The sequence below is a fragment of the Streptomyces sp. NPDC005492 genome, assembly GCF_040605995.1.
Classification (GTDB): Bacteria; Actinomycetota; Actinomycetes; order Streptomycetales; family Streptomycetaceae; genus Streptomyces.
Window position 1 is genome coordinate 525,922 of record NZ_JBEXDX010000001.1, and the last position, 23,600, is coordinate 549,521.

Below are 23,600 nucleotides of genomic sequence, written 5' to 3' on the forward strand. Positions count from 1 at the left end.
CACCCCCACCCACCCCTACGCTCATCCCCAACGCGCTGACGGAGACAAATACCCCGGGTCCCGCGAGCAGAGAGAGCCGTCGTTGCTGTGAAGGCGGTCTTGTGGGCCGGGGGAATCCACTCCTGAGTGCGGGGAGGAACGGCTCGTCGTGCGGACGGGTCCCATGCCCCGCCGGCCGGCCCCCGTCATCGGGCTCGAACGAGACCGTTCCACGGCTGTGGGACGGTGAAGGCGTGGTGGCACCGCGAGCACCCTCTCGCCCACGCCCCGAGGGATCACCCCCGGGGCGATCGGTTTGCCCCGGCCGACCGGACGGAGCACACGCCATGCTCGACGTCACCCTCATCCGACAGCACCCCGAACGGGTCCGCGACGCGCTGCGCAAGCGTGCCGTGGACGCCGACCTGCCGGGCTTCCTGGCGCTGGACACCCGCTTCCGTGAGACCCGCACCGCCGTGGAGCGGCTGCGGGGAGAGCGCAGGCGGGTGTCGGCCGAGATCGCCGTACGGCTTCGGGCGGGTACCGCCGCCGACGACCTCCGCGCCGTCGCCGCGGCCCTCGCCGACGAGGTCACCGAGGCCGAGGCCGAACTCGCTCGACTCGCCCGCGAACACCAGCGGTTCCTCGACGCCCTGCCCAACCTCCCCGACGAGGACGTGGTCGCGGGCGGCAAGGAGCACAACGAGGTCGTACGGGTCGTAGGTACCCCGCAGCACGACTTCACGGGGCGGGATCACGTCCAACTCGCCCAGGATCTCGGGCTCGTGGACCACCGGCGCGGCACCGCCCTCGCCGGCAACGGGCACTGGATCTACCGGGGCGACGGCGCCGCGCTGGAATGGGCCCTGCTCAACCACTTCCTGGACAGCCACCGCCGGGCGGGCTACGAGTTCGTGCTGCCGCCGCATCTGCTCACCTACGAAGCCGGGTATACGGCGGGCCAGTTCCCGAAGTTCGCCGACGAGGTGTTCGTCGTGGAGACGGGCGAGGACGGGCGCCCGGAGCGGTTCCTGCTGCCCACCGCCGAGACCGCCCTGGCCAACCTGCACCGCGGCGAGACCCTCGACGAGAGCGAGCTGCCGCTCAAGTACGTGGCGTACACGCCCTGTTACCGCAAGGAGAGCGGCAGCCACCGCACCGCCGATCGCGGCACCTTGCGCGGCCACCAGTTCAACAAGGTCGAGCTGTTCCAGTTCGCCCGTCCCGAGGACTCGGACGCCGCCCAGCTCGAACTGCTCGCCCGCGCCGAGGACTTGGTCGCGGGGCTCGGACTGCACAACCGGGTCACCAAACTCGCCGCCGGCGACACCAGCCCCGCCCAGGCCAAGACGTACGACGTGGAGGTCTGGCTGCCCAGCCTCGGTGCGTACGCGGAGGTCAGCTCGGTGTCGAACGCCCGCGAGTACCAGGCCCGGCGCGGCGCCATCCGCTACCGTCCGGAGGGCGGCGGCAAGGCGGCGTACGTCCACACCCTCAACGCCTCTGGCCTCGCCACCAGCCGCCTCCTGCCCGCGATCCTCGAACAGCACCAACGCCCGGACGGCACGGTCGTGGTGCCCGAGGTGCTGCGTCGCTGGGGTGTCCCCGACCTGCTCGGCTGACGCCCACCTCGGGTTACCTCCGGTCACCCCGTCCACTCGACCCTCCCCTCGCGCACGCCGGATCGTCACAACTCCGGCGTGCGCCTTGTCTTCCCTCCTTACGACCCCGGGCGTACCTTGACGGCCGATCTGATGTGCCGTCAGGAATGGCGGTCGGGAATGAGGGGACCGTGTCGTACCAGAAACGAACCGCAGCGCTCGCGTCCGTCGCGGCCCTGGCCGGCTCGGCGGTATTCATGGCCGCCCCCGCAGCCCGGGCCGATGTGGTCGACGTCAACTACAAGTGCCAGACGCCGATCGGCGTCAAGACGGCCGTCTCGCCGATCGACATCAAGGGCGTCAAGAGCGGCAGCGGCTACAAGCTCACCATGTCCTGGCAGAAGGGTGTCTCCTCCAGCCCCGTCGAACTCGGCAAGGGCGCGATGAGCCCGAGCGCCACCATCAAGGTGGGCGGCGCCGACAGCGGCACGGTCTCGGTCTCGGGCCCCGCGAACCAGGCCGCGATTCCCGCCAACACCCCCATCAAAATCAACGACTTGACGGGCACCTACACTCCGAAGGCCAGCGGCAAGGTCACCTTCACGGCGGCCATCCTCACCATCAAGGCCCTCGGTACGACGACGACGTGCACGCCGACCAACAGCCCAGGGCCGTCCCTCACGTTGGACGTCACGGCGGCGAGCGGATCGTCCGGCGGCTCCACCGGTTCCAGTGGCGACACCGGCACGGGTACGGACTCCAGCGGCACGCTCCCGAAGACCGGTCCCGACGACTCGGTCATCGCCCTCGGCACCCTCGGCGGCACGGTGCTGCTCGCGGGCGCAGCGGGCACCCTGTGGCTGACCCGCCGCAACCAGACGGCCCACGCCCGCCGTTGACAGCCCCGTAGCACCGCCGTGGAGCCGCCCATGCTGTCGACCGCCCGCGTCCTGTGCCTGTCCCTCCTCGCCCTCCTGGCGGCCACGCCGACCGCGACGGCCGCCGAGGGATGGTCCCTCACGCCCGCGGGCGGCGGCCGCCCGACGTTCTACGCCGAGGGCGAGCCCGGCACGACCCTCCAGGACACCGTGTCCGTGACCAACCCCACCGGACACCCGGTCACCGTACGGCTGCGCGGCACCGGCATCCCGATCACCTTCGCCGACACGGGAGTTCGGGTCCCGGCCCGCACCCGCGCCGACATCCCGTTCACGGCGACCGTCCCGGCGACCGCGCCCCCCGGCGACCGCACCGGCACACTCGTGGCCCGCGACACCGAGGGCCGGGAGACGACGGTACGGCTCCGACTACGCGTCGGCGGACCGGAGTTGTCGGCCTTGACCGTCGAGCACATCGCCGTCCACGGCGACCGCATCACCTACGAACTGGTCAACCGCGGCACCACACCCCTCACCCCGAGACTCACCGTCCACGCCACCGGCGTCCTCGGCGGCACCCTCCTCGACCGCACCCCGCGCACCCTCCCCGTCCAACTCCCGCCCGGCCAACGCCTGAAGCTCACCGAGCCCTGGCCCGACCGGCCCGCCTTCGACGCGGTCGACGTCCACCTGACAGTCACGGCGACCGGCGGCGCGCACGACACGGCGAGCATGTCGGCACGGTTCGTGCCGTGGGGTGCGGTGGCGGGAGTGGGCGGTGCGCTGGCTGCCGGAGGCGCGCTGCTTCTCGTACGCGTGCGAAGTCGTCGGCGTCGAGCGGGTGACGAGGGCAGCGCGATGGCCGAACACCCGTGTACGGAAGCCGAGTTGACGGGAGCGGTGTCGTGAGCGGCAAGGTGCGGATTTCGGCGCTGGTGGCGGTGCTCGCGTTGCTGCTGCTGCCGTTGGCGGGGGCGGTGCCAGCGGTGGCGGCGGATGGGCCGACGGTGAAGCTCTCCAAGTCCCAGGCGGGGACCGGGGGTTCGATCACGGTGTCCGGCAGCGGCTGGCGGGCGCACGCCCTGCTGATGATGCTGATCTGCGGACGGGCCACGCCCGCGCGCGGGGTGATCGGCGGGACCAACTCCTGTGCCAATGCGGACGGTCGGGCCGTCACGACCGACGCCAAGGGTGTCTTCAGCAAGAAGCTGCCGGTGGCCGAACCGCCGGTGCCGTGCCCGTGCGTGGTGCATGTGGCGACCGTGACGGGGGTGAGCGCGGACGCGGACGCGGTGTTCCAGGTGGCAGGGCACGCGGTCGAGCCGTTGCCCGCGGAGTCGTCCGCCGGACGCCTGTCGGTCCTGTCCGACACCCGGCTGGACGGTTCGAGCGGGCTGCTGACCTGGTTCGGGGCACCGCCGTCCCGCACGCTGGTCTTCACCGTCGGCAACGCCGGTTCGTCCCCCGTCAAGAACCCCGTGTTCCAAGTGGGCACCTCCCACGGGGTGTTCGCGCCGCAGTGGGACGACCAGCAGTTCAGCGGCACGATCGCGCCCGGCGGAAAGGCGGAGATCAAACTCCCGGTCGAACTGTCGGCCGGGGCGCACGGCGACTACACCGTCTCGATGAAGTACGGCGGCCGGGTGCTCGCCGAGCAGCCGTGGGGCGTGGGCCGCCCCTGGGGCGTGACCCTGTTCTGGATCCTGGTCTGCGTGGTGGTACCGGCGGCGGTGTTCCGCGTCGGGATGGCCGTGGTGGACCGGATGCGCCCGCGCAGGGCGGCCCGCAGCACGGGCCCGCCCCGTCACCGGAACCTGCCCACCCAACTCACCCTGCGCATGCCGAAGTTCGGCTCGACGGCCGCCCAGGAGGAGGCCCCCGCGACTTCGACCCTGCCGTGGTTCACCCCGGACTCCGATCCGGGCACGGCCGGTCGGCTCTCCGCACCGCACGACGACAGCCCGACGAGTCCGACGACTCATACCAGGAAGGGATCCACGTGAGCATGCGAAGGAGAGTCATACCGGCCGGTGGAGGCGGTGTACGGAGAGCGGGCGCGGCGACGTTCGCGCTGGTCCTCGGCGGTGCCGGCCTCGCGCTCGGCCTGACCGCCGGGACCGCGCAGGCCGCCGAGGTGTCCTACGCCACCCACTGCGTGCCGCCCGCGGGCATCGATCCGGTCGACGGCACGACGAAGGTCGAGATCACCGCGCCCGCCACGGCGAAGGTCGGCGACACGGTCGACGTGGTCTGGAAGTTCACGCAGGCCGCGTCCAAGAACCCGGACATCATCGACCTGCCCGCCAACTCGGTTCAGCCGTCGGGGACGTTGAAGGCGGGCGGCGCGCAGACCGCCGACATCGCGATGGTCGGCCCGCGCGAGAACCCGGCGATCCCCAAGGGCGGCGCGATGACGCTGTCCGACATGAAGGGCACGCTGAAGCTGACGACGCCGGGGTCGGTGACGCTGACACCGGACGGGTACAAGGTCAACGCGTTCTCGACCGACACCGTGTGCACTCCGACGCAGACGGTGCAGCCGTCGGCGACGATCGAGGTGACGGCGGGGGACGGCGGCTCGTCGAGCACGTCACCCAGCACATCGCCCACCACGTCGGACTCGGCGTCAGCATCGGCGTCGGAGTCGAGCACCCCCAGCAGCTCGGCATCCGCGTCGGCGTCAGCGTCCGCGAGTGACGGCACCGGAACCGGCCAGACGGACTTCACCGGCAAGGAGGTCTCGGTCCCCTACGCGTGCAAGACGCCGATCGGTGACAAGAGCGCGACCTCGCCCGTGCAGATCAACGCCAAGAAGAACGGCGGGAGTTACGACCTCACCGTGCAGTTCAACGGCTCGGTGATGGACAGCCCCGCCGACATCCCGGCGAACTCCGTCAGCCCGTCGATGGAGGTGGTCCTCGGCGGCGCCGACAAGGGCACGGTCCACGTGGAGGGCCCGACGAACTCGTCCGCGATCAAGTCCGGCGACCCGATAGAGATCCCGGACCTGACGGGCACGTACAAGCCAGGAGCGAGCGGCACATCGACGTTGGCTCCCGGCGTCCTGACGGTCAAGGCCCTCGGCACGACGACGACGTGCACCCCGACCAAGTCCCTGGTCTCCCTGACCCTGGACACCACGGAACAGGCGAGCGGCGCGTCCGGCGGCTCGTCCACATCCGGCGGCGACACGTCATCGTCGTCGACCTCCGGAGGCCTGGCGGAGACAGGCTCCAGCAGCCACGGCGGCCTGAAGGCCCTCGGCCTGGTCTCCGGCACGGCGATCCTGCTGGGCGTGGCGGTGTTCACGTTCATGCCGGGGCGGCGACGCCTGAGGTAGACCCAGGCCGGGTAGGACCCCGCTCCAGACAGTCACGTCGAGCGGGGTCCGCCGTCCTCTCCGGGTTCTCGTCCCGGCCCGTCCTCATACTCCCCGCCCCGCCTGGGCAGCTTTCATCACTGCCGTACGCCGCGACGAACTGCCCGGCGTCTCTTCCTCTGCCGGGGTCACAGGTCCCGCAGCGCTTCCAACGTGATGTCCACATCCACGTTGAACGGCACCGGCAGCTTGAGTGCGGTGCGGTGGATGCCGGTCACGGTGTACGTCTTGGACAGCGGGTCGAGTTCGTAGACGCGCACGACCGGGTGCTGGTCGGCGCCCGCCATCTCGACCAGCCAGAAGTGCGGGATGCCGGCCGCCGCGTACTTGCGCGGCTTGGTGTCGCGGTCGCGGGCCTCGGAGTCGGGGGACACCACTTCCACGGCGAGCAGCACGTCAGATGCCTGGAACCGAGTCTGATCGAGGCCGGTGACGGCGTCCGCGCGGACCACGGAGATGTCCGGTTCCGGGCCGTTGCGGCTGTCGAGGATCACGGTCATCTCCCGGCGCACCTTCAACTCCGGCGGCACCGTACGGCGGACCCCACCGACCAGCAGGTCGGTCATGTTGCTGTGGAAGAGACTCTGCGGACTCCTGAAGACAAGGCTCCCGTCGATCAGTTCGGTATGCGAATCCGACGGGCGTCATCACAACGAGTGATCGACTCGCGGCGCCCCCGACCCTCAAATCCTCCTCAGAACCCCGCCCCCCGCTTGCCCGCTTGATCAACGCTGACATAACGTCCCTCTGTTCGCGGAAGCAAGCGGGCAATTGTGTTGCTGTTCGGGTATTCATCCAGTTGAAGGATTGACCGTCCTTCGTGGTGCCCGGAAGTGGAAAGAGGAGCAAATGATCTGGGGGAAGAAGGTGGCGGGCGGCGCGCTCGCCGCTGTTCTCGTGGCGACCGGTACCGGTCTGGCGACCGCCGTGCCTGCCGAGGCCGCCGTGGCGAAGTACAAGTGCAAGGCCGAGGTTCATCTGGACCTGGGGCGGCCCAAGGCCACGTCCTCGTGCAAGAAGTCCGGTTCGGGCAAGAAGGTCTCCAAGCAGCGCGTCAAGCTGGTGTGTGATGTCGTGCGCGGGCGGGGCAACCCGCACGAGATCCCGTGGGTGCTGTTCGGCCCGTGGAAGAAGCCGGGGGAGAAGTCGACCGTGATGTGCGGGTTCAGCAGCTTCACGCGGTCCTGGTCGGTCGAGACGAAGGCCTGACGCCGGTAGCCGAAGTCGTAGACGAAGGGGCCGTCGAACTCACGCGAGTTCGACGGCCCCTTCCAGTTTCCAGACGTTACGTCAGTTGACGTCGCCCATAAGCGACTTGACCTTCCGGCGGTACATCCACACCGCGTATCCCGCGAGCGCGGCCAGTGCGGCCTCGCCGAAGACCGCAGGTGTCCCGCTGAGGTCCACGCCTGCGATCGCCGGGTTGGAGAGGAGGCCCGTGATCGAGTCGCCCGCGGTGACCGCGAGGAACCACACGCCCATCATCTGGCTGGCGTACTTGGCCGGGGCCATCTTCGTCGTCACCGACAGGCCGACCGGGGACAGGCACAGCTCGCCGACGGTCTGGATGAAGTAGATGCCGACCAGCCACATCGGGCTGACCGCCGTGCCGTTCGCCGCCATGGCGAGCGGGACGAGGAAGAAGAAGAACGAGACGCCGACCAGCACCAGGCCCATCGAGAACTTCACGACGGTGCTGGGCTCCTTGCCCCGGCGGTTCAGCCACACCCAGACCCAGGCGAAGACCGGGGCCAGCGCCATGATGAACAGCGGGTTCAGCGACTGGTACCAGGACGTCGGGAACTCGAAGCCGAACAGCGAGGTCGCCGCCTTGCCCTCGCCGAACGCCTGGACCGTGGACGCGCCCTGGTCGTAGATCATCCAGAACACGGCCGCCGCGACGAAGAACCAGATGTAGCCGGTCATCTTCGACTGCTCGGTGGCCGACAGTTCCTTGTCGCGCTTGATGCGAAGGAGGACGCCCGCCGGGACGACCAGGCCGATCACGGTGAGCGGGATCATCGCCCAGTTCAGGGTGAAGTGGCCGGTGACGCCGACGACGCCGTAGAAGACGGTCGCGGCGATCACCCAGAGCAGGCCCTTGCGCAGCCAGGCCGCGCGCTCCTCGGCCGCGAGCGGCTTGGGGACGACGATGCTCTTCGGGCTCAGGTTGCGGGTGCCGAGCAGGAACGCGGCCAGGCCGATCGCCATACCGACCGCGGCCATGCCGAAGCCGAGGTGCCAACTGACCTTCTGGCCCACGGTGCCGATGGCCAGCGGGGCGAAGAACGCGCCCACGTTGATGCCCATGTAGAAGATCGTGAAGCCGCCGTCGCGACGCGGGTCGTCCGGGCCGTCGTAGAGGTGGCCCACCATCGTGGAGATGTTGGCCTTCAGGAGACCGGAACCGGCCGCGACCAGCGCGAGGCCCGCGAAGAACGGGGCCTGGCCGCCGGGCAGGGCCAGCGTGAGGTGGCCCGCCATGATCGTGACGGCCGCGATGGCCACCGTCTTGCGGGGGCCCCAGACGCGGTCGCCGAGCCAGCCGCCGGGCATGGCGAGCAGGTACACCATCGCCGAGTAGACGGAGACGATCACCGTGGTGGTGGCCACGTCCATCGCCAGGCCGCCGCCCATGCTTCCCTTGCCCGCGCCGGGGCCTCCGGACAGCAGGTAGACGGTGAGCAGGGCTTTCATGCCGTAGAAGGAGAATCGCTCCCACATCTCGGTCATGAAGAGTGTGGCCAGTCCGCGGGGGTGGCCGAAGAAGGTCTTCTCGGAACCGGGGGTGCCCGGAGTCACCGAGTCCTTCGTCAGGCTGGACGCCATGGTTGTTCCTTGCTGGTCGGGACGCGCGTGCGAGAGCGGTCGCGCGCCCGGTGGGGGGCGGCCGGCACCGGCGGGATCGGGGTCCTTCCCCACGCCCTCGGGGAGTCCGCCCCGGGTCACGGGACGGTGGACGGCGACCGCCGGACTTCACGCCAGGCCATTCCTTCAGGGGCTGGCGGCGGCCAGCCCGCACACAAAAGAGACCCTCAGTGTCAAATGCTCACTAAAGGTCCCCGGTGTCACTACAGGCGTTCACGTCACCATACGGCAGGACACCACCGGATATGGAAGAGATTGAGATATGGATCACAGGGAACAGTGGAACCATAGGCACCTTTTCTAAGGTGAATTTCAGGATCGCACCCCACAGTCACAGGTTCGCGCCAAGATCTTCACTTCGGTGCACCCGGCTTGCCCCAGGGTAAGAAATCGTCGGTGACGATCACACCTCTGGCGCTGTCCGAGGCGGACTACCATCACCCCATGACCCGTGTACTGCTCGCCGAGGACGACGCGTCCATCTCGGAGCCGCTGGCCCGCGCTTTGCGACGGGAAGGTTACGAGGTCGAGGTGCGCGAGGACGGACCGACAGCGCTCGACGCCGGCATCCAGGGCGGCATCGACCTGTGTGTCCTGGACCTGGGCCTGCCCGGCATGGACGGCCTGGAAGTGGCCCGCCGACTGCGCGCCGAGGGCCACACCGTCCCGATCCTCATCCTGACCGCGCGCGCCGACGAGGTGGACACCGTCGTCGGCCTCGACGCGGGCGCCGACGACTACGTCACCAAGCCCTTCCGGCTCGCCGAACTGCTCGCCCGCGTCCGGGCCCTGCTGCGGCGCGGCGCCGCCGAGCCCGCGCAGCCGCCCGCCACGCACGGCGTCCGGATCGACGTCGAGTCGCACCGCGCGTGGATGGGCGAGGAGGAACTCCAGCTCACCGCCAAGGAGTTCGACCTGCTGCGGGTGCTGGTGCGGGACGCCGGACGGGTCGTCACCCGCGACCAGTTGATGCGCGAGGTCTGGGACACCACCTGGTGGTCGTCGACCAAGACCCTCGACATGCACATCTCCTGGCTGCGGAAGAAGCTCGGCGACGACGCCGCCAACCCTCGGTACATCGCTACCGTGCGCGGTGTGGGCTTCCGCTTCGAGAAGAGCTAACACCCCGTGCGTCGTCGGCTCATCCAGTCCACGCTCGCCGTGGTGCTCGTGGTCATCGCCGTGTTCGGTGTGTCCCTCGTCATCGTCGAGACACGCACGATCAGCAACAGCGCCCAGGAGCGCGTCGACTCCGAGGCGCTGCGGCTGGCCAGCATCGTGGACAGCCGCATCAGCGGCGCGGAGATCGTCGACTCGGAGGTGCTGCACACCCAGGTCACCGACGATCGCTACGCCATCATCCGCATCCCCGGCGACCCGGTGATCGAGGTCGGCACCAAGTCGACGGGCGACGTCATCCGCTCCACCGCCAAGGGCGAGCAGGGCGAGATCGTCACCGTGGAGGAGCCGCGCTCGACCGTCACCCGTGAGGTCGGACGGACCCTGCTCATCATCGGCGCCGTGGCGCTGCTCGCCGTGGTGGCCGCCGTACTGCTCGCGGTACGGCAGGCCAACCGGCTCGCCTCGCCGCTCACCGACCTCGCGGAGACCGCCGAGCGGCTCGGCTCCGGCGACCCGCGCCCCCGGCACAAGCGGTACTCCGTGCCGGAGCTGGACCGGGTCGCCGATGTCCTGGACTCCTCCGCCGAGCGCATCGCCCGCATGCTCACCGCCGAGCGCAGACTCGCCGCCGACGCCTCCCACCAACTGCGGACACCCCTCACCGCGCTGTCCATGCGCCTTGAGGAGATCACCCTCACGGATGACCCGGACACGGTGAAGGAGGAGGCGACGATCGCGCTGACGCAGGTCGAGCGGCTCACCGACGTCGTGGAGCGGCTGCTGACGAACGCGCGAGACCCCCGTACCGGCTCCGCCGTCTCCTTCGACCTCGACGAGGTCATCCAGCAGCAGCTCGCCGAGTGGCGGCCCGCCTACCGCAGCGCCGGCCGGGCGATCGTCAGCTCCGGCAAGCGGCATCTCCAGGCCGTCGGCACCCCGGGCGCGGTCGCCCAGGTGCTGGCCGCGCTGATCGAGAACTCCCTGATGCACGGCGGCGGCACGGTCGCCCTGCGCACCCGCGTCACCGGCAACCAGTCCGTCGTAGAGGTCACGGACGAAGGTCCGGGGGTTCCCACCGACCTCGGCGCCCGGATCTTCGAGCGCACCATCAGCGGGCGCAACTCCACGGGGATCGGCCTGGCGGTCGCGCGTGACCTCGCCGAGGCGGACGGCGGCCGGCTGGAGATGCTTCAGGCGCAGCCGCCGGTGTTCGGCCTGTTCCTGTCCCGTACGCCGCCGGCGAAGCGGCCGCCGGTGGACGAGGACGAGCCCACGGTCCGCTGAGCCGGGACGTCGGGTGAGAGAGGCCGGTCAGCTCACGTGCTGCTTGGGGCGCGGCTGCGGCTTCGGCTGCGGGGCCAGGACGGCCTCCGGGGCAGTGCCCGGTTCCACGGCCTCCTCGACCGGCAGGGCCTTGAAGACCCAGGTGCGGTACGACCAGAAGCGGAACAGCGTCGCGATACCGATGCCGAGGACCTTGAAGACGTTGCGCTCCAGCGAGCTGTCCCAGCCGAAGCCGTAGATCGCCGCGAACAGGACGCCGTTCTCGATCACCAGGCCGACCAGGCTGAACGCCAGGAACAGGGTGAGTTCCTTGGTGCGGGCGCTCTTGTCGCGGTCACGGTAGGTGAAGTAGCGGAAGCCGACGTAGTTGCACGCGATGGCGACGATGGTGGCGATCACGTTGGCGCGCACGGCCTGGATGCTGGTCAGATGCCACAGCAGGTTGGAGACCGCGAAGTTCACCACGGTGCCGACCACGCCCACCGCGCCGAACTTGGCGATCTCGCGCGCGAGCCGTTTGAAAGGCCCTTCGGAACCACGTTCCATGGGTGTGCAGGCCCCTGTCATCTCGGACGTCATCACGGATAAGTCGACCCAGCCATGCTAACCATCGCTTTCCCTCGCCGCCCATGAAGCCGCTCACAGCTTGGGAAGAGACCAGGAATAGAACGGTAAGAGGCACGGAAATCGGGCCCCCTCGGCGCGACCGATACCCTGGGGGAGTGACGTTCCCGGTAGTCGGCATGGTCGGCGGGGGGCAGCTCGCTCGTATGACACACGAGGCGGGCATCCCGCTCGGCATCAGATTCAAGCTCCTCAGTGACACCCCTCAGGATTCCGCGGCGCAGGTCGTCGGCGATGTCGTCATCGGCGACTACCGCGACCTCGACACGCTGCGTGACTTCGCGCGGGGCTGCGATGTGATCACCTTCGATCACGAACACGTACCCACCGAGCATCTACGGGCGCTGGAGGCGGACGGCATCCCCGTGCGCCCCGGCCCGGACGCGCTGGTGCACGCCCAGGACAAGGGCGTGATGCGGGCGAAGCTCGTCGGGATCGGCGTGCCGTGCCCGAGGCACCGCATCGTGACCGACCCGGCGGACGTCGCCGCGTTCGCGGCCGAGGGTGAGGGAGGCTTCCCGGTCGTCCTCAAGACGGTCCGCGGCGGCTACGACGGCAAGGGCGTGTGGGTCGTCGACTCGGTGGCCGAGGCAGCCGACCCCTTCCGCGCGGGCGTCCCCGTCCTCGCCGAGGAGAAGGTCGACTTCGTCCGGGAGCTGGCGGCGAACGTCGTCCGCTCCCCGCACGGCCAGGCCGTCGCCTACCCGGTCGTCGAGTCCCAGCAGGTGAACGGCGTCTGCGACACGGTGATCGCCCCCGCCCCCGACCTGGACGAGTCCCTCGCCCTCCAGGCCGAGGAGATGGCACTGCGCATCGCCAAGGAACTCGGCGTCGTCGGTCACCTCGCCGTCGAGCTGTTCCAGACCCGCGACGGCCGCATCCTCGTCAACGAACTCGCCATGCGCCCGCACAACTCCGGTCACTGGACCCAGGACGGCGCGATCACCAGCCAGTTCGCCAACCACCTCCGCGCGGTCCTCGACCTCCCGTTGGGCGACCCCCGGGCCCGCGCCCCCTGGACCGTCATGTGCAACGTCCTGGGCGGCGACTACCCGGACATGTACTCCGCGTACCTGCACTGCATGGCCCGCGACCCCCAACTGAAGATCCACATGTATGGCAAGGACGTGAAACCCGGCCGCAAGGTGGGCCACGTCAACACCTACGGCACCGACCTGCCCGACGTCCTGGACCGGGCTCGCCACGCGGCCGGCTATCTGAGAGGCACGATCACCGAATGAGCTCCGCCACAGGACCCGTCGTAGGAATCGTCATGGGGTCGGACTCCGACTGGCCCGTCATGGAGGCCGCCGCGCAGGCCCTCGACGAGTTCGAGATCCGGTACGAGGTCGATGTCGTCTCCGCGCACCGGATGCCGCGCGAGATGATCACGTACGGCGAGCAGGCCGACGGCCGCGGGCTCAAGGTGATCATCGCCGGTGCGGGGGGTGCCGCTCATCTCCCCGGCATGCTCGCCTCGGTCACGCCTCTCCCCGTCATCGGCGTTCCCGTACCCCTGAAGTACCTCGACGGTATGGACTCCCTCCTCTCCATCGTGCAGATGCCGGCCGGTGTCCCCGTCGCCACCGTCTCGGTCGCCGGCGCGCGCAACGCCGGGCTGCTCGCGGCCCGCATCCTCGCCGCCCACGACGACGAACTCCGGGCCCGTATGCGGGAGTTCCAGCGCGAGCTGAACGACCAGGCCACGGAGAAGGGCAGGCGGCTGCGCGCCAAGACCGAGGGCGCCAGCGGCTTCGGCTTCGGGAAGTGACCCCCATGACCTCTCTGGAGCAAGCCCGGGACCTGCTCCGCGAGTTCCCGGTCGTCGACGGTCACAACGACCTGCCGTGGGCGCTGCGCGAGCAGGTCCGCTACGACCTCGGCGCCCGCGACATCGCCGTCCACCAGAACGCCCATCTGCACACCGACATCCCGCGCCTGCGCGAGGGCGGCGTCGGCGCGCAGTACTGGTCGGTGTTCGTCCGCTCGGACCTGCCCGACCCGGTGCCGACGACGCTCGAACAGATCGACTGCGTACGGCAGTTGCTGGCCCGCTACCCGCAGGACCTGGCGCCCGCGTTGACCGCCGCGGACATGGAGTCGGCGCGCGCGGAGGGTCGTATCGCCTCCCTCATGGGTGCGGAGGGCGGGCACTCGATCGCCAACTCCCTCGGCACGCTACGGCAGTTGTACGCCCTCGGCGTCCGCTACATGACGCTCACCCACAACGACAACGTGGCGTGGGCGGACTCGGCGACCGACGAACCGGCGGTCGGCGGACTGTCGGCGTTCGGCCGGGAGGTCGTGCGGGAGATGAACCGCGAGGGCATGCTGGTCGACCTCTCGCACGTGGCGGCGACGACGATGCGCGACGCGCTCGACACGTCGACGGCCCCGGTGATCTTCTCCCACTCGTCGTCGCGGGCGGTCTGCGACCACCCGCGCAACATCCCCGACGACGTACTGGAACGGCTCCCGGCCAACGGCGGCATGGCGATGGTGACGTTCGTACCGAAGTTCGTGCTCCAGGCCGCCGTGGACTGGACGGCCGCGGCCGACGACAACATGAGGGCCCACGGTTTCCATCACCTGGCCACCACTCCGGACGCGATGAAGGTCCACCGCGCCTTCGAGGAGGAGCGTCCGCGCCCGGTCGCCACGGTCTCGACGGTGGCGGATCACCTGGACCACATGCGTGAGGTGGCCGGGGTGGACCACCTCGGCATCGGCGGCGACTACGACGGCACGGCCTTCACCCCCGACGGCCTGAACGACGTCTCCGGCTACCCGAACCTGATCGCGGAACTGCTGGACCGCGGCTGGTCCAAGTCCGATCTGTCCAAGGTGACTTGGGGGAACGCGGTGCGGGTGCTGGGCGCGGCGGAGGACGTGGCGCGGGAGCTTCGGGCGACGCGGGGGCCGTCGAACGCGACCATCGGGTCGCTGGACGGCTGACGGGACGGTGGATCCGGGGCGTGGCGGTCCGTGCGACCGGTCGCCCGCCCAGGTCACCGGCCCGGCGCGCGAGCGCTGCCCCGTCCCCGTACCCCGAACGCCCCGCCCACCAGGAAGCCCCCTCGTCAGCGTGCGACGGTGACCGTACTGCCATAACGACGTACGGAGCCGCCATGGCCGACCTCCAGGACCACCCGCACGCGACGACCGAGGTCGGCGAGCTCGACGACGTGGTCCGTGAGCCCTTTCCCGCCGGGTCCTTCCCGGCGGACACCGCGGAACCGTACGAGCCCGTCTCCGATCCGGCCGCGGCCCCGCTGGAGCGCGCCCACGCCATCCTCGCCGCGCACCCGGTCGCCGACGGCTACAGCGGGCTGCCGTGGGCGCTGCGGCATCTGCCGTGGTTCGACCTGGAGCTGGGGGAGAACTCCGTGGACACCGATGTGCCGCGGCTGCGGGAGGGGCATGTCGGCGCGCTGTTCTGGTCCCTGCACCTGCCCAAGGGGCTCGCCGGGGACCGGGCGGTCAGCGCCACCCTGGAGCAGCTCGACCTGGTGAACACGGTGGTCCGCGCCCACCCCGAGGGCCTGCGCCTGGCGTACACCGCCGACCAGACCACCGACGTGCGCAACCGCGGCCGTATCGCCGTGCTCCTCGGCCCCGCCGGAGCCCCCGCGCTCGGCGACTCCCTGGGCATCCTGCGCTCCCTGCACGCGCTGGGGCTGCGGATCCTCACACTGTCCGGGGTGTCCTGGGCGAGCGAGGCCGGGCTGACCCGGTTCGGGGAGGAGGTCATCCGCGAGATGAACCGGCTCGGCGTGCTCGCCGACCTCTCCGGCGCCTCCGAGGAGACGATCCGGCGCGCGCTCGCGGCCTCGAAGGCACCGGTCCTGTTCACCCGCTCCGCGGCCCGCACCCTGCGCCCGCACCCGGCCAACCTCTCCGACGAACTCCTCGCCGCGGTCGGCGCCGCCAGGGGCCTGTGCATGGTGCCGCTCACCGCCGAGCAGACCGGCCCGTCCGTCCGGGACGTCGCCGACCACCTCGACCATGTGCGCAAGGTCGCGGGCCCGGAGTGCGTCGCCCTCTCCGGTACGTACGACGCCGGCACCGCCCACCCGCGGGACCTCGCCGACGCCTCCTGCTTCCCGAACCTCGTCGCCGAACTCCTCCACCGCGGCTGGCCCGAGCCCGACCTCGCCCTGCTGAGCTGGGGCAACGCCCAACGCGTCCTGCGCAGCGCCGACTTCACGGCCCGCGCCGCCCAGCAGCGCCGCGAGCCGTCGACGGCGAGTATCGCCGAGCTGGACGGGTAACCGCCCCGGCTACGGGTGGTCGATCCGGCAGAGGCAGAAAGGATGCCCCGCCGGATCGGCGTACACCCGGAAGTCCTCCTTGTCCTCCCGGTGCAGCTCCCGCGCGCCGAGCGCCAGCACCTTCTGTTCGGCCGCCTCGATCTCCTCCCACGTCGATCCGGCGTCGAAGTCGAGGTGGAACTGCTGCGGGTTCCGGTCCGCGCGCGGCCACTCCGGCGGGGTGTACTCCGCCACCCGCTGGAAGGCGATCCGGGGCCCGTCAGGGATTTCCAGTACGACCCACTCGTCGTCGGCGGCCTGGGGCGTGCCGCCCAGGATCCCGGCGTAGAACGCGGCGAGCGCGTGCGGGTCCGGGCAGTCGATCACGGTCGAGCGGAAACGTGCGACGGCGGACATGGGCTCCTCCAAGATCGGTCAGCAGGCACAGAGGCAGAACGGGTGCCCCGCCGGGTCGGCGTACACACGCCAGGTGCGGGCGCGGTCTTCGGTCTCCAGCGGTCGCGCGCCCAGCGCCAGGACGTCCTTCTCGGCCGCGTCCAGGTCCTCGACGGTCAGGTCGAGATGGAACTGCTGCGAGTCGCCGGGCGCCGGCCACTTCGGCGGTACGTGCCCCGGGGCCTTCTGGAAGCCGAGTGACTGTCCGCCGGGGATGTTCAGGTCGACCCAGCCGTCCTCGCTGTCTTCTTCCACTGTGCCGCCCAGGATCCCGGCGTAGAAGTCGGCGAGCGCGCGCGGGTCGGGACAGTCCAGGACGACCTGCCCCAGCTTGGCGATGGCCATGACGAACTCCCTCCTGTTACCCGTAGATGCGATGAAGGGGTAACGGTTACTGCATGCTCCCGCATTGGGGGTAACGTCGCAAGCATGAGTGAGAGAGTTCCCGCGCCCGGCGACCTGGCCCTGATCGAGGCCCTGGTGAACACGCTGGACATCGAGTCGGGCGCCGACGAACTCGACACGGCGGACGGCCGGGCGCGCTTCGGACTCACGGCACACCAGGTCCCGCAGGTCCGCGAACTCCGCGAGTCCCTGCGCGCCGCCCTCCTCGCCCACGCGGGCCACCCCGCGCACCGGGAGACCACCCCGCTCGGCCAACTGCTCTCGCGGGCACCGCTGTTGGTCACGGTCGACGCCCACGACGGTGCCGCGCACCTCACGCCCGCCGACGGGGAACCGCTGCTCTCCCGCGTCGCGATGGCGGTGGCCGGGTCCCTCGTCCAAGGCACCTGGCCCCGCCTCAAGGCCTGCGAGGCCCCGACCTGCCACTGGGCGTACTACGACCGCAGCCCGGCGGGCCGGGGCCGCTGGTGCTCGATGGCGGTGTGCGGGGCGCGCGCCAAGATGCGGACGTACCGCGCCCGACAGGCCGGAGAAACGGCCTAGCCCCTCGTCTCGCCCCCGCTTGCCTGGGCCCGTGACCCCACCAGCAACAGACACAGCACGGCCACTCCCGCCACCAGCCCGGCCAGCACCAGCAGCGGATCCAGCGGACGGGACGTCGACGCGGCCTGCTGGACCTGCCCGGTCTGCGGTGCGGCTGTGGGCGACGCCGGTGCGGCCGCCGCGGCGGCGGGGGTCGGCGAGGAGGCGGGCATCGACATCGTGGGAGGGGGAGGCGAGGAGGAGGTGTGCGAGGGCGTCCTGACCGTGGCGGTCCGGCTCGGTGCGGTCGTGTGCTGTTGCTCGTGCTTCGTGGGGGCCACCGAGGTGGGCGCTGCCACCGGCTTCACCGCCACCTGGGCCGTCATGCCCGGATGGACGGTGCAGACATAGCCGTACGACCCGGCCGTCGTGAACGTGAAGCTCCAGCTCTGGCCCTTGCTCAGCATGGGGGAGTGGATCGCGACCGGACCCGAGGTGGTCTTCACGTCGTGCGGGGCGGTGTCCTCGTTGGTCCAGGTCACCGTGGTGCCCGCGGTGATCGTCAGAGCCGCGGGCGAGAAGGCGTACCCCTTCATCAGCACGTGGTAGGACGCGGCCGACGCCTGCCCGGCGGGCAGCACCAGCAGAGCCGACAGGCCGAGGAGGGCAAGGGGGGCGAGTACGGCGGCGAGCGTCGCCCGCCCGGCCGCCCTCACGCGAACTCCGCGGCGACCAGCAGCCGTAGCCGTGTGGCGGGGCGGGCGGCCCGGAAACCCGTGGCGCGCCGCAGCAGCCGGTACGGCAGCCCGGCCGTACCCACGACGAGGAGCCGGTCGTCCGCGTGCTCGACGACGCGCAGCCGCAGCAGTACGGGGAAGGCGGTCCCGTCGATGACGAGGTCACCGGAGAGTTGCAGCCGGCGACCGCCCGCGAGGGACTCCACCTGCTCGGAGACAAGCGTGGCCGTGAGCCGTGGATCGTCGAACTCGAAGTGGAACAAAGGGGGTTCGGCGGAGTCGGGCACGGTGAGGGACGCGTCGGCGAGGGCGATGCGGCGGCGCAGGGTGGGCAACGGGCCGTACCAGGCGGTGAGTTCGACGAGCGAGCGGTCGGGCGCCACGGTGTAGTCGCCGGGCAGGGGCAGTCGGCGGGCCCCGGCGCGCGCCTCGGGCGGGGGCGGGACGGCGGGGAGGGTGACGGTTGTCATCCTGGTCTCCTTGGAAAGCGGTTCCGGAGCGGAGGAGAAAGCGTGGAGAATGAGCGGGCGCCGGTCCGGCCGACTGAGCCTCGGCCGGACCGGCGTCCTTGTCCTGTCGCGGACCGCGTCAGCAGTTGCCGGTGACGAAGTCCTCGGTGGGCGTGAGCAGTTGCTCGGCCCAGACCGTGTGCATCTTCACGTAGCCGTCGACGTCGAGCAGATCGGTGATCTGCTGTCCGAGCGACTCCTCCAGATGCGCCTTGTTGATGTGGTTGAGCAGCACGCTGAGCGTGTTGTCGAGGACTGTTCCCCCGCCGTCGGTGGCGGGCTTGAGGATGGTCTCGACCCACACCGTGTGCATCTTGATGTAGGAGTCGAGCGCGAGCGCGTCCTGCACCTGCTGGGCCGGAGACCGTTCCAGGTGCGCCGTGTTGATGTGCTGGAGGATCGGCAGCAGCACGTCCTGGACGCTGGTGCACTGCGTGTCGCCGCCACTGGACCCGGTCGACGTGGCGGTGGGGGTGGGGCTGGAGGTCGCCGTGTCGGTGGGCATCGGCATACCGGTCGGCGAGGCCGTGGGGGTGGCCGTGGGAGTGCCGCTCGGTGCCGTGGTCGGCGTGGCGGTGGGCGTCGTACCGCCGCCCGTGCCGCCGCTGTCGTCGGCGACGACCTTCACGGAGGCCACCATGTCCGGGTGCACGGCGCAGTAGTACTCGTACGTCCCGGCCTTGGTGAACGTGTACGACCACGAGTCGCCCTGGTTCAGGGTGCCGGAGTCGAACTTCACCGGGGCCTTGGTCGTGGTGACCGTGTGCGGCGCGCTGTCCTTGTTGGTCCACCGGACCGTGTCGCCGACCTTGACGACGAGCTGCTTGCCGTCGCCGAACTGGTAGTTGGAGATGTTCACCTGGTAGTCCGGCGTGGCGGCCGCCGCGTTCTGCACCTCGGCCGCCGCGGGCGCCTGAGCCGCGCCCGCCGCCGTGTCCGAGGTGGTGGTGCTGCCGGTGGCCGCCTGCAGCAGCCCCAGGCTGAGTACGGCCGCGAGGGCCGCGCCGAGCCCGGCGACCAGCAGGGCCCGGTTGCCGACCGGCCGGCTGCGCCGCCGGTTACCGGTCTCTTCGGTGCGTTTCAATGCAACTCCTTTGTTCTTTACGAGAGTTCAGCGGCCAGGGTTGGCCGTGACCAGCAGACTCGTGACGGCCAGCACGACGAGGACGAGCCCCGTCTCGGCCGCGACCGAGTAACCGAAGGGCCGCACGGTGGCGGCGTCGCCGCGCAGCAGCACGGCGAGATCGAGACGCGTCCGCGTCCACTGGCGGCTGCACCAGGCAGCCACGAGCACGACGGCGAGGACGCCCGTCTTGAGCAGCAGCAGATGCCCGTACGAGGTGTGCAGCAGGGCGTCGTAGGAGCCCACGATCTGCCAGGCGAGCACCAGACCTGCGGCCACGATCGCCGTCACGCTCACGGCGGCCAGTTTCGAGTAGCCGGGCACCACGGCCGCCAGTTCGCCGGGCTCCCGGCGCGGCAGCACGGCCACCGTGAGCATGACCAGACTGCCGATCCAGAGGGAGACACCGAGCAGGTGGACGAGGTCGGCGACGGCGCCCCAACTGGGCGAGCTGCCCTCCGAGTCGTGTCCCGCCATACCGGTCGCCCGCAGCAGCCCGAGGGCCACCGCACCGGCACCGACCCGCCAGCCGGGCGAACGAGCGGTAGGCGCACCGCCCTGCAACAGCGCCGCCAGCACCACGGCCGCGAGGACCCACAGCAGGCCTCGGGCCGCGAGCGCCAGACCGGGCTCGGTGGTGAGGACGTCGGCGTACGTCGCCGCGCGCAGCGCGTCCCGCAGGCCGCCGAGCGCGGTGTACGCGCCCTGGAGCCCGAGGCTCGCCACGGTCGACAGCAGCCCGCACGTCCAGGCAAGGCCGAGCAGCACCCGCGCCCGCGACTCGCCCGCGCCGCGCGGCCACAGCAGCGCGACGAAGGCGAGCCCGCCCACGAACAGGGCCAGCGACAGATAACCGGTCCAGCGAGCGGCGACGAGGCCCCTGCGCACCGAGGGGGAAGGTGCGGGAGCGGCCGTGGCCTCGTCGCCGCGGTCCTGGGTGGCCAGCCCGCCGATACCGAAGGAGAGCCGGCCGGAGGTGGCGTGGCCGTCCTCCTCGTCGATCACGGACCAGGTGACGGAGAGGGTGTCCCCGGTGGCGCGGGGGAGGGCGACGCGCACCGTGGCGCTTCCCCTGCCCGGCACCCGGCTCACGGGGAGCCGATCGCCGTCGGGGGTCATGACGCGTACGTCGGCCAGGTCGACGGGCTCGTCGAAGACGAGGGTGAGACGGTCCGGGGCCTTCGCCGACCGGGCGCCGTCCTTCGGCGTGGAGCCGACCAGTTCGGTGTGGGCGGCGGCCGGGGTCGTGCCGAGGAGGCCGAGGAGGAGGGTGGAGAGGAGGACCAGCAGGGAGCGGCGGACGGTCGTCATGGGGTGGCCTCCGGCGACGGGGACGCGGTGGCGGAGGCGGATCCGCCCAGGAGGCCGCTGAGCGGGGCGAGTCCGACACACGGTGAGGGCTGAGCGGTGGGCTCTTCGGCGTCCGCGCCGTCGAGGACGCCGAAGAGGGACTGGGTGAGCCCGTTCAGGAGCGGTGCCACGAGACGCACCTCACCGTCCTCGCAGCCGTCACCGTCGGCGGGCGGCGCGGAGGTCGAGGAACCGGACGGGGAAGGGGTGGGGGACGCGGAGGTCGGGGAGGGCGCGGGCATGGAGGTGGGCGAGGTGCCCTGGCCGTTGCCGGCGCCCGACTGCCCGGTACCGAGGCCGGTGCCGCCGGAACCGTCGGACACCGGGAACACCCCTGTGCCGCCCGGGACTTGGGCTCCCGAGCCCGCCGCGCCGGAGTCGCCCGGGATCTGCGTCGTGGCCGGGGTCGTGGCCGGTGGTGCCGTGGCGGCGGGGGGAGTGGCGGCGGGAGCGCCGGCCGCGTCGGCGGTGGTGGGGGCGCCGATGCCCGACGCGTAGCCGAGCACGATCACCACGGCTCCGACCAGCGCGCCCGCGACCAGCTCGTCACGGTGGTCTCTCGGCCACTCCGCCCGACGGAAGAAGGGCATGATGACACACTCCTGGCATGCTCAGGTCAATCCGACCGCGAGGTGCGGCGGATGCGACTCAGTGCAGTGGAGTGCGAATTCCCGGTGACTACGGGTCAGTTAACCGCCTGTTGCCTGGCTCTCTTTCGGGGGTCACCCGACTGTGAGAACGGCCGACACCGACGCTATTCCGCACAATGCGCCTGTGAAGAAATCAGGTAGGCGGCAGAGCGATTCCCACACATTACTCGAATTGAATTCGAACCCGGTCCACGGAATTTCGAAGTTGGCATATGCCAGTTGGTGTGCCCGCTGTAGGGCAAGCCCTGGGCGGGCTGCACGACGGGGCGCGACGGGCTGCGCGAAGGGGTGCGACGGGTCGCACAGCCCCCGGGGGGAAGCCCAGCCGGGTCCGTATCGACTCCCCGAATTCCGACGAGGCCCGCCGCGCCGGAATTCCGAAACCCTCGCTCCCGGATTTGTCGATAACGCGTTACGCGGTCGGTCGGCCCATCGCGCGGAACGTCCAGCCGGCCTTCCGCCACAGCGCCGGGTCGAGCGCGTTGCGCCCGTCCAGGACGACCCGGGCGCGGACGGCCTCGCCGAGCGTCGCCGGGTCCAGCTCGCGGAACTCCCGCCACTCGGTCAGGTGCAGGACGACATCGGCGCCCCGTACGGCCGCCACGGCGGTGTCGGCGTACCCGAGCGTCGGGAAGAGCCGCCGGGCGTTGTCCATGCCCTTCGGGTCGTAGACCGTGACCTGGCCGCCCTGGAGGTGTATCTGACCGGCCACGTTCAGCGCGGGGGAGTCGCGGACGTCGTCCGAGTCCGGCTTGAAGGTCGCGCCGAGCACGGCGACCCGCTTGCCCAGGAAGGACCCGCCGCCGAGCGCCTCGCGCGCCATCTCCACCATCTGACCGCGCCGCCGCATGTTGATGGAGTCGATCTCGCGCAGGAAGGTGAGGGCCTGGTCGGCGCCCAGCTCACCGGCGCGCGCCATGAACGCCCGGATGTCCTTGGGGAGGCAGCCGCCGCCGAAGCCGATCCCGGCCCGCAGGAACTTCTTCCCGATCCGTTCGTCATGCCCGATCGCCTCGGCCAGCTTCACGACATCGCCGTCCGCGGCCTCGCAGACCTCGGCCATGGCGTTGATGAAGGAGATCTTGGTGGCGAGGAAGGAGTTCGCGGCCGTCTTCACCAGCTCGGCGGTCGGGAAGTCCGTCACGACGAACGGTGACCCGGCCTCGACCGGCACGGCGTAGACCTCGCGCAGCAGCTTCTCGGCCCGCTCGCTCCGCACACCGACCACGATCCGGTCCGGCCGCAGCGTGTCCTCCACGGCGAAGCCCTCGCGCAGGAACTCCGGGTTCCAGGCCAGCTCGGCGTCCGCGCCGGCGGGCGCGTGCGCGGCGAGGTAGTCGGCCAGCCGGTCCGCCGAACCGACGGGCACGGTGGACTTGCCGACGACGAGGGCGGGGCGGGTGAGGTGGGGGGCGAGCAGCTCGAAGGCGCGGTCGACGTACGACATGTCGCAGGCGTACTCGCCGTGCTTCTGCGGGGTGTTGGTGCACATGAAGTGGACGTCGCCGAACTCCGCGACCTCGGCCCAGTCCATGGTGAAGCGCAGCCGCCCGGTGGACCCCTCGATCCCGGCGACATGCTTGCGCAGCAGCTCTTCGAGTCCCGGCTCGTACATCGGGACCTCGCCCCGCTGGAGCATCGCGATCTTCTCGGGGACGATGTCCAGACCCAGCACCTCGTAGCCGAGCTCGGCCATGGCCGCGGCGTGCGTGGCGCCGAGATAGCCGGTGCCGATCACGGTGATCTTGAGGGCCATGAATGCTCCAGAAGGTGTACGCGGGCGATGCGCGCCCGAGCATAGTCGGAGGTCCTGACGGGCACCTTTCCCCCTGTCGCCAAGCTCACGTATCACTCCTGTGGGCA

The 23,600-nt window shown here is 70.8% G+C and carries 23 protein-coding genes and 1 pseudogene; 13 read left to right on the top strand and 11 right to left on the bottom strand.

The window, feature by feature from the left end:
* The first annotated feature begins 326 nt into the window (after positions 1-326).
* From serS to ABZT04_RS02465, 5 genes are all read left to right on the top strand, one after another.
* Positions 327-1,601 carry a serine--tRNA ligase gene (gene serS / locus ABZT04_RS02445; RefSeq protein WP_356051985.1) on the top strand — a complete coding sequence of 425 codons (1,275 nt, stop codon included), beginning with the start codon at positions 327-329 and terminating at the stop codon, positions 1,599-1,601.
* 170 nt (positions 1,602-1,771) lie between these two features.
* On the top strand, positions 1,772-2,479 hold the full coding sequence (locus ABZT04_RS02450) for an LPXTG cell wall anchor domain-containing protein (RefSeq protein WP_356051987.1): 708 nt from the start codon (positions 1,772-1,774) through the stop codon (positions 2,477-2,479).
* A gap of 30 nt (positions 2,480-2,509) precedes the next feature.
* Positions 2,510-3,367, top strand: coding sequence for a hypothetical protein (locus tag ABZT04_RS02455; RefSeq protein ID WP_356051989.1), 858 nt, complete (start codon positions 2,510-2,512; stop codon positions 3,365-3,367).
* A complete protein-coding gene (locus ABZT04_RS02460; protein WP_356051991.1) occupies positions 3,364-4,461 on the top strand; it encodes a hypothetical protein in 1,098 nt (365 codons plus the stop codon). Before ABZT04_RS02455 ends, ABZT04_RS02460 begins: the two co-directional genes overlap by 4 nt.
* Positions 4,458-5,798 carry a hypothetical protein gene (locus ABZT04_RS02465; protein ID WP_356051993.1) on the top strand — a complete coding sequence of 447 codons (1,341 nt, stop codon included), beginning with the start codon at positions 4,458-4,460 and terminating at the stop codon, positions 5,796-5,798. The genes ABZT04_RS02460 and ABZT04_RS02465 overlap by 4 nt, the downstream gene beginning before the upstream one ends.
* A gap of 167 nt (positions 5,799-5,965) precedes the next feature.
* Here ABZT04_RS02465 and ABZT04_RS02470 read toward each other — a convergent pair.
* Positions 5,966-6,466, bottom strand: a pseudogene (locus ABZT04_RS02470) (Uma2 family endonuclease); the annotation flags it as partial.
* 220 nt (positions 6,467-6,686) lie between these two features.
* On the opposite strand from ABZT04_RS02470, the gene ABZT04_RS02475 reads away from it, so the two are divergent.
* The gene (locus tag ABZT04_RS02475; RefSeq protein WP_356051995.1) at positions 6,687-7,046 is read left to right on the top strand and encodes a hypothetical protein; all 360 of its coding nucleotides are present in this window, start codon (positions 6,687-6,689) and stop codon (positions 7,044-7,046) included.
* Between the two features lie 81 nt (positions 7,047-7,127).
* On the opposite strand, the gene ABZT04_RS02480 is transcribed toward ABZT04_RS02475, so the two are convergent.
* Positions 7,128-8,666: an oligopeptide:H+ symporter gene (locus tag ABZT04_RS02480; protein ID WP_356051997.1), complete on the bottom strand. Its 1,539-nt coding sequence runs from the start codon at positions 8,664-8,666 to the stop codon at positions 7,128-7,130.
* A 483-nt stretch (positions 8,667-9,149) separates the two neighbouring features.
* Between ABZT04_RS02480 and ABZT04_RS02485 the strand changes: the two genes are divergently transcribed.
* Both ABZT04_RS02485 and ABZT04_RS02490 read left to right on the top strand, forming a co-directional pair.
* Positions 9,150-9,827 (top strand): response regulator transcription factor, encoded by a 678-nt coding sequence (locus tag ABZT04_RS02485; RefSeq protein ID WP_356051999.1) that lies wholly within the window; start codon positions 9,150-9,152, stop codon positions 9,825-9,827.
* Between the two features lie 6 nt (positions 9,828-9,833).
* Complete coding sequence (locus ABZT04_RS02490) at positions 9,834-11,111, top strand: ATP-binding protein (RefSeq protein WP_356052001.1); 1,278 nt, start codon at positions 9,834-9,836, stop codon at positions 11,109-11,111.
* A gap of 27 nt (positions 11,112-11,138) precedes the next feature.
* On the opposite strand, the gene ABZT04_RS02495 is transcribed toward ABZT04_RS02490, so the two are convergent.
* Positions 11,139-11,657, bottom strand: a complete 519-nt coding sequence (locus tag ABZT04_RS02495; RefSeq protein WP_356052003.1) for a GtrA family protein — start codon at positions 11,655-11,657, stop codon at positions 11,139-11,141.
* A 176-nt stretch (positions 11,658-11,833) separates the two neighbouring features.
* Between ABZT04_RS02495 and ABZT04_RS02500 the strand changes: the two genes are divergently transcribed.
* The 4 genes from ABZT04_RS02500 to ABZT04_RS02515 all read left to right on the top strand — a co-directional run bounded on the left by ABZT04_RS02500 (position 11,834) and on the right by ABZT04_RS02515 (position 16,006).
* Positions 11,834-12,976, top strand: a complete 1,143-nt coding sequence (locus tag ABZT04_RS02500; protein ID WP_356052005.1) for a 5-(carboxyamino)imidazole ribonucleotide synthase — start codon at positions 11,834-11,836, stop codon at positions 12,974-12,976.
* Positions 12,973-13,506, top strand: a complete 534-nt coding sequence (gene purE, locus ABZT04_RS02505) for a 5-(carboxyamino)imidazole ribonucleotide mutase (RefSeq protein WP_356052007.1) — start codon at positions 12,973-12,975, stop codon at positions 13,504-13,506. The genes ABZT04_RS02500 and purE overlap by 4 nt, the downstream gene beginning before the upstream one ends.
* Before the next feature lie 5 nt (positions 13,507-13,511).
* On the top strand, positions 13,512-14,690 hold the full coding sequence (locus ABZT04_RS02510) for a dipeptidase (protein WP_356052009.1): 1,179 nt from the start codon (positions 13,512-13,514) through the stop codon (positions 14,688-14,690).
* A 173-nt stretch (positions 14,691-14,863) separates the two neighbouring features.
* Complete coding sequence (locus ABZT04_RS02515) at positions 14,864-16,006, top strand: dipeptidase (protein WP_356052011.1); 1,143 nt, start codon at positions 14,864-14,866, stop codon at positions 16,004-16,006.
* 9 nt (positions 16,007-16,015) lie between these two features.
* Here the strand turns inward: ABZT04_RS02515 and ABZT04_RS02520 are convergent, their stop codons facing one another.
* Together ABZT04_RS02520 and ABZT04_RS02525 are read right to left on the bottom strand one after the other, a co-directional pair.
* Entirely contained in the window at positions 16,016-16,402 is a 387-nt protein-coding gene (locus ABZT04_RS02520) for a VOC family protein (protein WP_356052013.1), read from the bottom strand.
* 18 nt (positions 16,403-16,420) lie between these two features.
* Positions 16,421-16,786, bottom strand: coding sequence for a VOC family protein (locus ABZT04_RS02525; RefSeq protein ID WP_356052015.1), 366 nt, complete (start codon positions 16,784-16,786; stop codon positions 16,421-16,423).
* Positions 16,787-16,870: 84 nt separating this feature from the next.
* On the opposite strand from ABZT04_RS02525, the gene ABZT04_RS02530 reads away from it, so the two are divergent.
* Positions 16,871-17,389 (top strand): CGNR zinc finger domain-containing protein, encoded by a 519-nt coding sequence (locus ABZT04_RS02530; RefSeq protein ID WP_356052018.1) that lies wholly within the window; start codon positions 16,871-16,873, stop codon positions 17,387-17,389.
* On the opposite strand, the gene ABZT04_RS02535 is transcribed toward ABZT04_RS02530, so the two are convergent.
* The 6 genes from ABZT04_RS02535 to ABZT04_RS02560 all read right to left on the bottom strand — a co-directional run bounded on the left by ABZT04_RS02535 (position 17,386) and on the right by ABZT04_RS02560 (position 23,493).
* The gene (locus ABZT04_RS02535) at positions 17,386-18,084 is read right to left on the bottom strand and encodes a plastocyanin/azurin family copper-binding protein (protein ID WP_356052020.1); all 699 of its coding nucleotides are present in this window, start codon (positions 18,082-18,084) and stop codon (positions 17,386-17,388) included. The genes ABZT04_RS02530 and ABZT04_RS02535 overlap by 4 nt on opposite strands.
* A complete protein-coding gene (locus tag ABZT04_RS02540) occupies positions 18,081-18,575 on the bottom strand; it encodes a hypothetical protein (protein ID WP_356052022.1) in 495 nt (164 codons plus the stop codon). Before ABZT04_RS02540 ends, ABZT04_RS02535 begins: the two co-directional genes overlap by 4 nt.
* Before the next feature lie 118 nt (positions 18,576-18,693).
* A complete protein-coding gene (locus ABZT04_RS02545) occupies positions 18,694-19,698 on the bottom strand; it encodes a plastocyanin/azurin family copper-binding protein (protein ID WP_356052024.1) in 1,005 nt (334 codons plus the stop codon).
* A gap of 27 nt (positions 19,699-19,725) precedes the next feature.
* Positions 19,726-21,048 (bottom strand): copper resistance protein CopC, encoded by a 1,323-nt coding sequence (locus tag ABZT04_RS02550; RefSeq protein ID WP_356052026.1) that lies wholly within the window; start codon positions 21,046-21,048, stop codon positions 19,726-19,728.
* Positions 21,045-21,677, bottom strand: a complete 633-nt coding sequence (locus ABZT04_RS02555) for a hypothetical protein (RefSeq protein ID WP_356052029.1) — start codon at positions 21,675-21,677, stop codon at positions 21,045-21,047. Before ABZT04_RS02555 ends, ABZT04_RS02550 begins: the two co-directional genes overlap by 4 nt.
* Before the next feature lie 472 nt (positions 21,678-22,149).
* Entirely contained in the window at positions 22,150-23,493 is a 1,344-nt protein-coding gene (locus tag ABZT04_RS02560) for a UDP-glucose/GDP-mannose dehydrogenase family protein (protein WP_356052031.1), read from the bottom strand.
* Positions 23,494-23,600: the final 107 nt, after the last annotated feature.